Origin of the sequence: Clostridium sp. 1001271st1 H5 (assembly GCF_005845215.1) — a bacterium.
Lineage (GTDB): Bacteria > Bacillota > Clostridia > Lachnospirales > Lachnospiraceae > Enterocloster.
On record NZ_SPHO01000009.1, the window covers coordinates 30,412 to 42,896 of the forward strand.

Annotated in this window: 12 protein-coding genes; 2 read left to right on the forward strand and 10 right to left on the reverse strand. The window is 50.2% G+C overall.

The genetic code is table 11. The annotated features are described in order from the left end of the window. Window position 1: 1 nt before the first annotated feature. The 5 genes from FGS84_RS14805 to FGS84_RS14825 all read right to left on the reverse strand — a co-directional run bounded on the left by FGS84_RS14805 (window position 2) and on the right by FGS84_RS14825 (window position 6,541). Window positions 2-1,396, reverse strand: a complete 1,395-nt coding sequence (locus FGS84_RS14805) for a sugar ABC transporter substrate-binding protein (protein ID WP_138309319.1) — start codon at window positions 1,394-1,396, stop codon at window positions 2-4. Between the two features lie 187 nt (window positions 1,397-1,583). Continuing rightward, the gene (locus FGS84_RS14810; protein ID WP_138309502.1) at window positions 1,584-2,486 is read right to left on the reverse strand and encodes an AraC family transcriptional regulator; all 903 of its coding nucleotides are present in this window, start codon (window positions 2,484-2,486) and stop codon (window positions 1,584-1,586) included. A 140-nt stretch (window positions 2,487-2,626) separates the two neighbouring features. Continuing rightward, window positions 2,627-4,558 carry a fructose-specific PTS transporter subunit EIIC gene (locus FGS84_RS14815; protein WP_138309320.1) on the reverse strand — a complete coding sequence of 644 codons (1,932 nt, stop codon included), beginning with the start codon at window positions 4,556-4,558 and terminating at the stop codon, window positions 2,627-2,629. Window positions 4,559-4,579: 21 nt separating this feature from the next. After that, window positions 4,580-5,482: a 1-phosphofructokinase gene (gene pfkB / locus FGS84_RS14820; RefSeq protein ID WP_138309321.1), complete on the reverse strand. Its 903-nt coding sequence runs from the start codon at window positions 5,480-5,482 to the stop codon at window positions 4,580-4,582. A 204-nt stretch (window positions 5,483-5,686) separates the two neighbouring features. Beyond that, window positions 5,687-6,541 carry a MurR/RpiR family transcriptional regulator gene (locus FGS84_RS14825; protein WP_138309322.1) on the reverse strand — a complete coding sequence of 285 codons (855 nt, stop codon included), beginning with the start codon at window positions 6,539-6,541 and terminating at the stop codon, window positions 5,687-5,689. A gap of 247 nt (window positions 6,542-6,788) precedes the next feature. On the opposite strand from FGS84_RS14825, the gene FGS84_RS14830 reads away from it, so the two are divergent. After that, entirely contained in the window at window positions 6,789-7,454 is a 666-nt protein-coding gene (locus tag FGS84_RS14830; protein ID WP_138309323.1) for a phosphatase PAP2 family protein, read from the forward strand. A gap of 306 nt (window positions 7,455-7,760) precedes the next feature. Here the strand turns inward: FGS84_RS14830 and FGS84_RS14835 are convergent, their stop codons facing one another. The 3 genes from FGS84_RS14835 to FGS84_RS14845 all read right to left on the reverse strand — a co-directional run bounded on the left by FGS84_RS14835 (window position 7,761) and on the right by FGS84_RS14845 (window position 9,847). Further along, window positions 7,761-8,093: a hypothetical protein gene (locus FGS84_RS14835; RefSeq protein ID WP_138309324.1), complete on the reverse strand. Its 333-nt coding sequence runs from the start codon at window positions 8,091-8,093 to the stop codon at window positions 7,761-7,763. 70 nt (window positions 8,094-8,163) lie between these two features. After that, window positions 8,164-9,183, reverse strand: a complete 1,020-nt coding sequence (locus FGS84_RS14840; protein WP_138309325.1) for a glycosyltransferase family A protein — start codon at window positions 9,181-9,183, stop codon at window positions 8,164-8,166. Window positions 9,184-9,397: 214 nt separating this feature from the next. Beyond that, complete coding sequence (locus FGS84_RS14845; protein WP_138309326.1) at window positions 9,398-9,847, reverse strand: CPBP family intramembrane glutamic endopeptidase; 450 nt, start codon at window positions 9,845-9,847, stop codon at window positions 9,398-9,400. Window positions 9,848-10,031: 184 nt separating this feature from the next. Between FGS84_RS14845 and arcC the strand changes: the two genes are divergently transcribed. Then, the gene (arcC, locus tag FGS84_RS14850) at window positions 10,032-10,961 is read left to right on the forward strand and encodes a carbamate kinase (protein WP_138309327.1); all 930 of its coding nucleotides are present in this window, start codon (window positions 10,032-10,034) and stop codon (window positions 10,959-10,961) included. A 216-nt stretch (window positions 10,962-11,177) separates the two neighbouring features. On the opposite strand, the gene FGS84_RS14855 is transcribed toward arcC, so the two are convergent. After that, window positions 11,178-11,684: a CarD family transcriptional regulator gene (locus tag FGS84_RS14855; RefSeq protein WP_138309328.1), complete on the reverse strand. Its 507-nt coding sequence runs from the start codon at window positions 11,682-11,684 to the stop codon at window positions 11,178-11,180. 161 nt (window positions 11,685-11,845) lie between these two features. Continuing rightward, the gene (locus FGS84_RS14860; RefSeq protein ID WP_138309329.1) at window positions 11,846-12,481 is read right to left on the reverse strand and encodes a hypothetical protein; all 636 of its coding nucleotides are present in this window, start codon (window positions 12,479-12,481) and stop codon (window positions 11,846-11,848) included. Window positions 12,482-12,485 lie beyond the last annotated feature (4 nt).

A 12,485-nucleotide genomic window follows, 5' to 3' on the forward strand; every position in this document is an offset into this window, starting at 1 on the left:
TCTAGTTGTAATCTTCCAGAAGCTGTTCAAGGTCCTTCACCAGCTGCTCCACTGCCTGGTCATTTGTTTTCTCGTTGCTGAATACAGATGCATAGGCATCGCCCAGAGCGCTCTTAAGGCCGCTGATTCCTGCAAAAGGCAGGGTAGGACGGCAGCCGTCCTCAATCTGCTTCAGGAAACCTGCATAATCATCCCCTGTTATATAGGAGACTTTCTGTCCCTCGGTGGTGGACGGAATCTTACCGCTGGATTCCCAGAACTTCATATCCTGGTCATGGGAGGTAAAGAATGCCAGGTATTTAGCTGCGGCTGCCTTTTCAGCGTCCGTTGACTTGGCAGTGATGGCATAGCCCTCTGCTCCCAGCATGGTGCCTGAATATTCCCCCGGAAGCTTAAAGGAACCCAGCTTTCCCTTTAACTCAGGATTATTGGCATAGGCCACGCCCAGGGCGTTGGGACCGGTAAGGAACATGCTTGTATAGCCCATGGCAAAGTAGTTGGCAGCCGTGGGATAATCCACCTCCGTGATACCGGTGGGAACCACGCCCTCCACATTGTTCATGTCGGTCCACTTTGAGAATACGTCCACGAAGGCCGGGTCTGTGGTGATGTCGGTCTTCCACTCGCCGGAACCATCCTCCTGGTAAGCCAGCTCATAGCCGTTGCTCCAGAGATAGGACATGAAACGGCTCTGTCCTGAGGAATTGTTAGAGCCTACCATGGAGAATCCCCACTGGTCCACCTGTCCGTCCCCGTCCGTATCCTTTGTCAGCGCCTTTGCGCAGTCCACAAACTCGTCCCATGTGGAGGGCACCTTAAGCCCTGCTTCCTCAAAACGGTCTATGCGGTAGATAACGGCCTGAGGCTGTACGGCCACCGGATAATAGGTCATCTGTCCGTCAATGGTGCAGGCGTCCATAACGCCGTTTGCCAGGCCGTCAACGACCTCCTTGTCCATCCATTTGCTCAGGTCCTCTGTCAGTCCCAGGTCGTAAAGGGTTGGAATCTGGTCGGCAGATGTAAAAAATATAGTGGGAAGGTCATCCGGAGAGGTTGCCATGGCTGCCAGCTTTGTGTAGATATCGCCGGAGGCAATGGCCTGGATTTCCACCTTGATGTCCGGATTTTCCTTCATAAATTCCTCTGCATACTGATATATGTACTGGCCGTGGGGGTCCTCCGGCGCATATCCGTCCATGACGGTCAGGGTAACCGGTTCGCCGGACGCTGCCTGCGTATCCTTTTCCCCTGCTTCCGTTCCATTATTATCTTTTGTATCCGCCTTTACATCCTCTGCCTTTGTATCTGCCGTGCCGGATGATGAGCCCGCGCATCCTGTCACAAGGGATGCTGCCATCGCTACGGAAAGCATTGCTGATAAGAATCTTTTTTTCATGTCAGTTCCTCCATTTCATTGTTATGAATCACTCATAATTACCGGCCGGTAATCGTTTGTTCCGATGTAAATATCATACATCAAGTGCCCTGCGGAATGTGATTATTATTTAGTCAAAAATCACCATTTCTTTGTCCTGTTGTAAAAATCTGCATAAAAATAGCAGCTGGCGTCCAAAAATCACCAGCTACTTTCTTCTGCTTCTCCTGCTTGTTTCCCACCATTCATGTACAGATTTACGGTATTGGAGGGGAGATACGTCCATGATTGATTTAAATTGCCTTAAAAATGTGTTTACACTGTCATAACCGCACTTTTCCGCTATCACCGCCACGCTATCACTATTATTTTCCAATAAGCTGGCTGCCTCGCAGACCCTCACCGTGTTGATATACTTGTTTAGGTTGTATCCGCAGTACTTGGTGAAATCCTTGCTGATGGTGGATGGGTGAAGAAAAAATTTTTCACCCAGCATGTTCAGGTTCAGTTCCTCGTTAAAATGGGTGTCTATGTATTCCTTGATTTCCAGCATCCTGGCATTGGACGGCGAGATACCGGACTCGCTCCGTTTGATTCGGAAGGTCCGAAACAGCAGCACCGCAATCTGGGTGACAATGGTCCGCTGAATCTGGGAGCGGAAGGGCTTATGCACCGCGTCCTCCGCCTTCAGGCAGCACAGCATATCAATTAACTGTCCGAACACGGCCCGGTCCACATTCTTATAATTTTGGACAAACTCCTCCGGTGTGGGCGTGTTGAACACCTTCTGCAGGTCGCTGTCCAATACAGTGCTCCTGTAGTAGGTTGGTTTGACCGTGAAGCCGTATCTTGAAAACGGCAGCCTGTCAATCCGCCTGAGATGATGCTCCATGGCTCCTATGACCAGTATGTCATAGGGCTCCACATGGTACTTTCTGCCTGAGATGTAGTAATCCGCCGCCCCGTCCTCCACCAGGAGAATTTCACTGGTATTATGGATGTGGTGCATCTCATTCTTCTCGTATTCACAGGTCCGTGAAATATTATAATTATCCTCGCAGATTGCCCGGAAATGGTCCGGCTCATAATAATCGTTAATCTTAATCTCCATGTGGTTTACTATAGCATACCTGTATCTGAATGTCAAAAAATGCAGCCCCGGTCAAAGAACCGGGACTGCCGCCAATATCTTTTATATTTGTATGACCAAATACTCCCCTTTGGTCTGCACCGCCGCTTTAATCTGCGTTCCTATTCCTCTGCGTTCTTTTTAAGCATCCCCAGAATCACACATCCGGCCGCTGCTCCCACAACCACCGCAGCCAGATACATAAATGGATTCCCGATGGTCGGAAGTACAAAGATACCGCCGTGAGGCGCCCTGAGGGTACAGCCGAAGGCCATGGAAAGACCGCCTGCAATCGCGGAACCGATGATACAGGAAGGAATCACCCGCAGAGGGTCCTGGGCCGCAAAGGGAATGGCTCCCTCGGTGATAAAGGACAGGCCCATCACATAGTTGACAATACCGGACTGGCGCTCCTTTGCCGTGAATTTTTTCTTAAAGAAGGAGGTGCAAAGGGCAATGGCAATGGGAGGCACCATACCGCCTGCCATGACAGCCGCCATGACCTCAAAGTTGCCTTCCGCCAGCTGCGCTGTTCCGAACACATAGGCTGCCTTGTTAAAGGGACCGCCCATATCAATGGACATCATGCCGCCCAATACCATGCCCAGCACAACTCTGCTGGTGCCTCCCATTCCTCCCAGGAAACGGGTCAGGCCGTCATTAATCATCCCCATATACGGGTTGATAAAGGTGGTGACCACAGCTGCCAGGAAGATGCCGATAACCGGATACAGCAGCACCGGCTTAATGCCTTCCAGTGACTTTGGCAGTTTCGAAAAAAGCTTCCTCAATCCCACTACAATGTATCCGCCTACAAAGCCTGCAAACAGGGCGCCCAGGAAGCCTGCGTTCACATCGCCCCCGGCGGGATTGGCAAACGTAGCGCCCATCTTGGCAATCAGTCCTGCCACCAGGCCCACTGCCAGTCCCGGACGGTCCGCAATACTCATGGCAATGAAACCAGCCAGGATAGGAAGCATCATTCCAAACGCCTGCTCTCCTACGGTTTTAAGGTAAGCGGCCAAAGGCGTATTCTTACCAAAGTTAGCCGGGTTAATGGAATAATCGTCAAACAGGAACGCCAGGGCAATGAGGATTCCTCCGCCGATTACAAAGGGAAGCATATGGGAAACGCCATTCATCAGGTGCTTGTAAATGGTGCGTCCAATGCTGTCATTGCTGTCGGATACAGACCCGTCTCCGGCAGCCCCTGTGTGGTGGTATACAGGCACGGTGCCGTCCACTGCCCGTTTAATCAGTTCCTCTGCCTTGTGAATGCCGTCAGCTACAGGAACCATGATAACCGGCTTGCCGTCAAACCTGGCCATCTCCACATTCTTATCCGCGGCAATGATGATGGCGTCCGCCGCTGCAATCTCATCCCTGGTGAGCACGTTCTGGGCGCCGCCGGAACCATCCGTCTCAGCCTTCAGCGAAATTCCCAGCTTCTTTCCTGTATTCTCCAGGTTTTCAGCCGCCATATAGGTATGGGCAATGCCGGTAGGGCAGGCCGTGACAGCCAGGACCCGGTATCCGGAGGCTGTTTTCACATCCGCTTCTGCATTCCGGTCCGCCTCTCCCTCAGGCGCCCCAAAACGCTCCACCTCAGCCCTGTCAATGATGCGTAAAAATTCCTCCTTATCCGAAGCCCCAATCAGCCCTTCCTTGAATCCGGGATTCATAAGCAGGGTGGACAGGCGGGACAATGCCTCCAGGTGCACGTCTGCCCCCTCAGCAGGCGCTGCAATCATGAACAGCAGGTTTGCAAGGGAACCGTCAAAGGCGTCGTAATCAACCCCCTCCGGCACAACCATGGCTGCCAGCCCGGGCTCCTTTACCGCCTCCACCTTTGCGTGGGGAATGGCGATTCCCTCACCAATGGCCGTGCTGCCCAGGGCTTCCCTTGCCAGTATGCCCTTCTTGTATCCGTCTGTGTCCTTAAGCCTTTTGCCTGCATCCATCAGGGATACCAGCCTGTCAATGGCCTCCTCCTTATTGGAAACCTTTACGCCCAGTTCAATGCTCTCTTTCTTTAATAACTCTGTAATCCGCATAAATGCGCCCCTCCTGACCGATTAAAGTGTGTTTAAGAGTCTCATAATTTCATCCTTGGTTCCTATGCCGTCGGAAAATGCAGTCGCGCCGCCGCAGGCTGTTCCCAGCTTCAGGGCGTATGCATAATCTCCTTTTTCCAGGTATCCGGCTATGAAGCCTGCCACCATGGAATCCCCGGCTCCAACGGAATTCTTCACAATTCCCCTGGCAACTCCCTGGCGGTATACGCTGCCGTCCTCAGCCACCAGGATGGCTCCGTCCCCTGCCATGGATACCAGTACATTCACTGCCCCCTGTTCCTTAAGCTTCCTGGCATGGAGAATGATTTCCTCTTCTGTCTTAAGCTCCAGTCCGAACATCTGTCCCAGCTCATGGTTGTTTGGCTTGATAAGGAAGGGATGGTACTTTAAAACCTTTAAGAGTAAATCCTTTTCCGCATCCACCACCATGCGGATTCCCCTGCCGTCCAGGCGCTCCATGATTCTCTGGTAGATATCATTGTCCATGGCTGCCGGTATGCTTCCTGACAGGACCAGCACATCTCCTTCTTTTAAATAGGAAAGCTTCTGAAAAAGCTGTTCCACATCACCGGCCGTAATCTCCGGTCCCATGCCGTTAATCTCGCTTTCCCGGTCTGACTTCAGTTTTACATTGATACGGGACATACCCTTCTCCACCCGGATAAAGTCAGAGTCAAAGCCCAGGCTCCGGACGCCCCTCTCAATCTCCTGTCCTGTGAACCCGGCTATGAATCCCAGAGCCGTGCTCTTATATCCCAGGTTTGCCAGAAGCGCCGAAACATTGATGCCCTTACCCCCGTAAAAGATGTTTTCCCTGATGGTCCGGTTTACACTTCCCAGTGTGAAATGCTCCACTGCCACCACATAGTCCAGTGCCGGATTAAATGTTACTGTGTAAATCATATATCTCTGCACCGCCTTCTCATGAAATTTTATTTCTTATGTTGTCTATATCATAATACGATATCATATTTTCGTCAATAGTATTTTGTAAGAAAATATGTTTCATACATTTTTTCGTCGCAATATACAAACAGACGGCCTGTTTCTGTAAAAAGCCGTCTGTTTTTTGTGCATTATTTTCTATTTTATCCTCTGTATGAATCATTACTTCTTATCTGGTGATATGGCTTTTTCATGACGCCGTATATGCTCCACGGATTCCTTCATGCCTGCCATCAGCAGCAGGTACAGTATCTCCATGACCGCCGTGGCCGTGACCCTGGAAAACCAGAATTCTTCTGTCAGCAGCTTTTCCCTGGTGGCGGTAACAATCTTATAGTCGCTTATTCCGGCCAGAGGCGAATTTCCATTGTTGGTAATGAGGATGACCGTGCATCCGTTTTCCTTTGCCCCCTCCGCCAGGGTCTGAAGACGCTTGGAACTGCCGGAATTGGATATAACCATAACCACATCCTCCGGTCCCAGGTTAAAGGTATAGGCTGTCTGGGTCTCCCATATATCTCCTGCCACGGCCGGGATTCCCAGCTGGTTGAATTTAAAGGCTCCGTCCAGCGCCACAGGAATGGTGTTGCCCACAGCTGCCAGCTGCACCATGCGGGCGTGCTCCAGCTTGTCCAGAATATGCTCCAGATTGGCAGGGTCCATCATGTTCACTGTCTCTGTCAGCTCCGCCACCTTATTGGCCAATATGTTCTGAAGGGACTGGCTCAGGTCGCTGCGGTCAATGTCATTGGACACGTTCCTGTCCTTGTGTTCTTCTTCCAGCACCTCCCTGGCCAATGCCAGCTTCAGGCTGTGGAATCCCTTAAAACCGCACCGCCTGCAGAAACGGGATACCGTGGCGTCGCTGGTCCCGCTGGCCCTGGCCAGCTCTCCCACTGTCATGTCCACCACTTCCGCCTTATGCTCCATCATATAATCCGCTATCTTTTTCTCTGCTTCAAAAAATTCATCATAGGAGGAGCAGATGACTCCCAACGCGCTTCGTGTCTCTCCCATATCATATTCCGCCTGTCTCATGTAAATTTATTTCATGCTTTAAATATAGCACACAAAATTTAAAAATAAAAGTTGTTTTTCGTCATATATTATAATGCTTTCTGAAACTTTATTAACTTTTCGTTACTCCCCTTGTTTTTCCTTTTTTACTGTGCTATAATCTCTAAACGTTAACACATTATTAACAATTTGTTTATATTTAGCCGCATATTATCAGGTCTTCAAATGTGAGAAAGAGGCTGGTATCATGAAAAGTATTAAAACATTTTTATCCAGGTACAAACATGCATGGCTGCTGTGTTACGGCTTCATTTATCTCCCATGGTTCTGTTACCTGGAACGGACGGTCACACGTCATTACCATGTGATGCATGTTGCCCTGGACGACTTCATACCCTTCAACGAATATTTTATTATTCCCTACATGATGTGGTTTTTATACGTGGCGGGAACCATTGTTTTCTTCCTTTTCCGCAATAAGGAAGACTATTACAGGATTTGCACCTTCCTGTTCTCAGGCATGACCATCAGCCTGATTATCTGTACCTTTTTCCACAACGGCACAGATTTCAGACCGGCCATTGACCCGGGCAAGAACATATTTTCCAGCATGGTTGCAGCCCTGTACCAGACGGATACGCCTACCAACGTATTCCCCAGCATCCACGTATACAACTCCATCGGCACCCACATCGCCATCATGAAAAGCGGGTCGCTTAAGAAATATCCCTGGGTCCGGGCCGGTTCAGCCATCCTTATGGTTTCCATCTGCCTGTCCACTGTCTTCTTAAAACAGCACTCGGTCATCGACATGGTAGGCGCAGCCATTATGGCGTATGTGATTTACGGAATCGTCTACGGATACAACTGGTCCGCAGAAGACAAGAAGGTCACCCAGAAGGCCCTCAGTTAGATGGACAAAAAAACCAAAACCGTTGTACGCCGGTATGTGATTACCAGCCGGCGTACAGCGGTTTTCCTGCGTCAACCTCTGTTCCTCTCTTTTCTATTATCTCAGATAAAAATCTTAGCTGCGTTCCATCTCTGCCCCATCTCCCGCCATGCTGTCCCATTGGCGGGAAACCAAAAAATCCATGGCCCTCCCTGCCAACGGGATTTCCATGGATTTTCATATCAATTTTTGATTGGATGATGCCGGATTCCCGGACTCCCGGTGCTCCCGGACTCCCAGTGCTGCCGGATTCCCGGTGCTCCCGGGTTACTGCTCCTTGGAAAAAGGATTCAGCATCTTGTTCACCACTTCCGCTTCAGAAGGGCCTTCGAACAGGGTGCTTCCCTGGTCCTTTGCAGGTATACTGTCAACCCTGGAGCCGTCAATGCTGCCCCTCATCTCTACTTCGTGCTTATAGTCAGCCAGGTATTTTTCAATGGCGCTGATTTTGTCTTCCGGCGCCTCCATACCTTCCCTAGATAGTCCCATGATGTCCATGACTGTATCCAGCTCTCCGTCATCCCAGTCCTTAAGGACAGTGTTGGCAAGAAACTGAATCCGTTCCCTGATTGAATTACACTTCAAAAATTCTTTTACCATTTTATAAGACCTCCATACATATGGAAATTTCCTGATACCGGCTATACTATACTACTCCGTTAAAAAGATGTCAATTAAAACCGTAAAATTTCTGCGTTATTTTATATCCCAGAATCAGCAGTTCCCTTCCGCCCTTGCCCGGAAGGTTGCATCCCTGTCCCAGGAAACCCATCCTGAGCCGCAGGAACAGAGGAAGGTTCTGCTTTTTCAGATACTGCCACAGCTCCTTCTTTTTCTCCAGGTTTTCTTCTGTCCCGGATTTGATGGCCAGGACAGAACAGATGGTCATCATGATTTCCAGATACTGTATCATGTAATGACGCAGTTTTCTGCTGCTTATCTTCATGGCGTCATAATACCCCAGCATCAGCTTGGTGACCCGAATCTGCTGGTCAATGCGGCCAATCATCACCTCTTCATTGACTGACTGGTCCTGCCTCCCGATATAATAACGGTAGAAGTTCACATCCAGGTAATAGATATGCTTCACATGGGGCAGTGGCTGGTACACAAAAATATTATCCACATAAAAGGTGTGCTTGGGCAGCTCCAGCCCGCACTGGATAAGCAGCCCTGTCCTGTAAATAACAGAATGCATCAGGATATACTGCCCTGTCATGAAGAACTTCACGTCATTCCATCCAAATACCTTGTCCTTTGGAAACGCCGTGTGATATTTCATCACCTTTTTCCTTCTGGCGCCCTCCTTTTCATAGACAAAGTTGGTAACCAGCATATCCAGCGTCTCTCCTCCGTATACAAAGCGCCTCAGGGTTGAAAGAACCTGCTCATACGCCTCCTCATTGACCCAGTCGTCGCTGTCCACCACCTTAAAGAAAATGCCTGTGGCATTTTTAAGTCCTGTATTCACAGCCTCCCCGTGCCCGCCGTTTTCCTGGTGGATGGCACGGCAGATAGTTGGATATTCACGGGCATACCGGTCTGCAATCTCCCCCGTCCTGTCCTTTGTGGAACCGTCATCCACAATGATGATTTCCACTTCCTCCCCGCCTGTAAGCAGGGTGTTGATGCAGTGCTCCATATAGCTCTCCGAGTTATAACAGGGGATTGCCACAGTCAATAACTTCACGTTTCTACCTCCTCGTTATGAGCGCTTGGAGACCGTCCTTTGGTCTCTTACGCGCGATACATGTCACTGGCGCTTAGCGAGGTCCCTTCGAACTTAGCGCAGTGGCTCGTTATGAGCGCTTAGAGACCGTCTTTTGGTCTCCTACGCGCGATACATGTCACTGGCGCTTAGCGAGGTCCTTTCGAGCTTAGCGCAGTGGCTCGTTTATGAGCGCTTAGCCAAATACTGCCAGGGCTGCCAGATTAGCGGCCCCATGCATCAATACTGCCATGGGATATCTGCGGTATTCACTGCTTTCATAGCCCCATGCCAGCACCATTCCCAGCAGGAATGCATAAGTGCCTTGAATCCAGTTTCCATGATATATGCCAAAGGCCAGGGATGATATGACTGCTGAAGGAAGAAAAGCCATAAAGCGCCTGAGCCATCCGTACAGGACCAGGCGGAAGGCTCCCTCCTCCAGAACAGGGGCCAGGACCAGTGTCATCCACAAAAAGCCTGCTCCCTGGGATACAGCCGGACTCATGGCCTCCTCGTAAGATGAGAGGAGACTGCCCGGCCATGGTATAACCTTTACCAGCAGATTGCCGGCCAGCGCCGCTGCCGCTGCCGCCAGTACACGCTTCTGCCATCCTGCGGGCAAAAGCTGCTTTTCATCCCTCATACGCTCCCTGTCCTTCTGTTCTTATTCTGTGTTTTTATTCTGCGTTCTTATTCTGCTGACAGTATAGCATGGCTCCATGTGTTTTGCCACCATCTTTTTACTCTTTTCATTGCATTTTTTCCCATATTACCCTATAATAAACTTAATTTATATGACAATTTAAAAGACAAGCGAGGTATGGATTATGGCGAAAAAACGCATCGTAATGGCCATTGGCCACAAAGATATGGGAACCAATCTTCCTGAACAAAAGGCAGCTGTGGCGAGAACCGCCAAAATCATCGCTGATTTCATCCAGGAGGGGTGGCAGGTAGCCATTGTACACAGCAACGCTCCCCAGGTAGGCATGATTCACACGGCCATGAATGAATTCGGCAAACAGCATGACGGCTATAGTCAGGCTCCCATGTCTGTCTGCTCTGCCATGAGCCAGGGTTATATCGGATACGACCTTCAGAACGGAATCCGGGCTGAATTGATTAAAAGAGGCATTTACAAACCAGTAAGCACTGTACTGACCCAGGTGACAGTGGACCCATATGATGAGGCTTTCTATACCCCTGTAAAGGTCATCGGACGTGTTATGACCAAGGAGGAAGCTGATGCTGAGGAAGCCAAGGGCAACCATGTGACAGAAGTGGAAGGCGGCTACCGCAGAATCGTTGCATCCCCCCATCCCGTTGCCATAGTGGAGATTGATGCCATCAAGGCCCTTATGGATGCGGACCAGATTGTCATTGCCTGCGGAGGAGGCGGCATTCCGGTTATGGAGCAGGGCTATAACCTAAGGGGCGCCAGCGCCATCATTGAGAAGGACCTTGCCACCGGACTGCTGGCCAAAGAGATTGACGCGGATGTGATGATGATACTTACCAGCGTGGACAACGTGACCTTAAACTATGGTACTCCCCAGGAACAGCCCATCAGCCGCATGACCATAGACCAGGCCAGGGATTATATCAGCCAGGGCCAGTTCGAATTTGCCTCCATGCTGCCAAAGGTATCTGCCTCCATTGATTTCCTGGAGAGCGGCAAAGGCAGGAAAGCCATCATCACCTCCCTGGATAAGGCAAAAGAAAGCCTGAAGGGACATGCAGGCACGGTAATTGAATAAAGACCCTGGTTCTGCCAGATAACCGTACGTAAACAACAAAAAGGAATCCATTCATCCCTTAAGAACAATAGGGGTTGATGGATTCTTTTTGTAATTGTTTCTGTAATTGTTTCTGTTATTATTTTGCTGTCCGTATACTTTTAATCTGGCAGAATCCGGCAGACATGCAGATATATAGCCGGAAGACATGTGAAGCCCTATGCCTCCGCAGCGTCATCACGCCTCCGCCAGCACCCGCTCGGTAATATAGCTGACCATCTCCTCCTTGGGCATCCCCAGGGACAGGGCCAGCTCAGAGTACAGATTATCCTCCGCCGTCTTAAAATACCGCTCGTCCAGGTCCGTCATTTTCTTTCCCTGCTCCATGCGGTCCTTCCGGCGCAGGTACAACGCCTTTATCATGCTAATCCACACCCGGCAGTCACAGGTCTTAAGGGCTTCCTTATACCGTTCCTCCCGCTGCTTATCATTGGTCACCTCCATCTCCTTCACATCAGAGATTTCGTCAATCAGTTCAAGGGCCTCTTCTTTGGAAAGAAGCGGCCTGGTTATGGTTTTCTCCGAATCCACAGGCGTCACAATCTTGCTGTCTTGCTGATAATAGGGACGGAGTACATAATACAGCCGGCCCTTCGGACCGTCAGGCCTGTCAATTTTGATGATATCCATCACCTCGCAGACGCCTCTGATGCCGTATATGATATACTGACCTTTCTGATACATATTTTACCGCCTACTTCCCTTATTTTATAATACATATATTGTATCATTAAAAGGGTGTCGATGTCAGAAGTTTTTTGGCGCCGCCGTAAACTTTGTAAAAAATACACCATGGAGCCGTATATTTTTTTGTATACAATAGCCAGTCTCCGGGGTATATGCATCTATTGTATCTCTTTCTCCATTTGCCCTGAGCCGGACTTTATGGTAATCCTGACCGCAATATTGGCGGCATCTGTTTCCACACAAACCATGTCCCCGGCTTTTACCTCTGCTATATCAGCGGCTTTTCCCTCCGAATCCATAACCTCAGTGGAAGAGGACAACAGGATTGTCACAGCGGCGGCGGAATCTTTGCCATCCCCTGTGTGTTTGTCCGGGCCCCTGCTTCCGGCCTCATTCTGGTTCCGGCCTTTTCCCGTTTCACCGCCCTTATCTCTCCGGCCAGGTCTGCCTCCTGCCCCCTTTTCCGGCCCGTCTCCGGCTTCTTGGGTGTCCGGGACACGGTCTGTGCCTGCCTCATCAGGTCCGCCGTCAGTCTCTTCCCCGTCCATCCTTTTTCCCGCATCACCCTTCCCCTGCCCGCCGCCTCTGGGGCCAGGTCTTCCGGTAACAAGGGATATCTGTGAATCAGAAATTTCCTTCACCATACCAATGATTTCCGTCGCCTCCGCATTGCTGCTTTCTTCCGGTGCTTCAACGGTATCAGAAGCCGCGGCATCCTCTTTCCCCTGACCTGCGCAGCCGGATGCCAGAACCGCAGCAGCCAGCACTGCCAAAATAAATACTCCTTTTTTCATGAAT

Coding starts and splice junctions, on each gene's coding strand:
- FGS84_RS14805 (WP_138309319.1), bottom strand. CDS start 1,396: ATGAAAAAAAGATTCTTATCAGCAATGCTTTCCGTAGCGATGGCAGCA.
- FGS84_RS14810 (WP_138309502.1), bottom strand. CDS start 2,486: ATGGAGATTAAGATTAACGATTATTATGAGCCGGACCATTTCCGGGCA.
- FGS84_RS14815 (WP_138309320.1), bottom strand. CDS start 4,558: ATGCGGATTACAGAGTTATTAAAGAAAGAGAGCATTGAACTGGGCGTA.
- pfkB (WP_138309321.1), bottom strand. CDS start 5,482: ATGATTTACACAGTAACATTTAATCCGGCACTGGACTATGTGGTGGCA.
- FGS84_RS14825 (WP_138309322.1), bottom strand. CDS start 6,541: ATGGGAGAGACACGAAGCGCGTTGGGAGTCATCTGCTCCTCCTATGAT.
- FGS84_RS14830 (WP_138309323.1), top strand. CDS start 6,789: ATGAAAAGTATTAAAACATTTTTATCCAGGTACAAACATGCATGGCTG.
- FGS84_RS14835 (WP_138309324.1), bottom strand. CDS start 8,093: ATGGTAAAAGAATTTTTGAAGTGTAATTCAATCAGGGAACGGATTCAG.
- FGS84_RS14845 (WP_138309326.1), bottom strand. CDS start 9,847: ATGAGGGATGAAAAGCAGCTTTTGCCCGCAGGATGGCAGAAGCGTGTA.
- arcC (WP_138309327.1), top strand. CDS start 10,032: ATGGCGAAAAAACGCATCGTAATGGCCATTGGCCACAAAGATATGGGA.
- FGS84_RS14855 (WP_138309328.1), bottom strand. CDS start 11,684: ATGTATCAGAAAGGTCAGTATATCATATACGGCATCAGAGGCGTCTGC.
- FGS84_RS14860 (WP_138309329.1), bottom strand. CDS start 12,481: ATGAAAAAAGGAGTATTTATTTTGGCAGTGCTGGCTGCTGCGGTTCTG.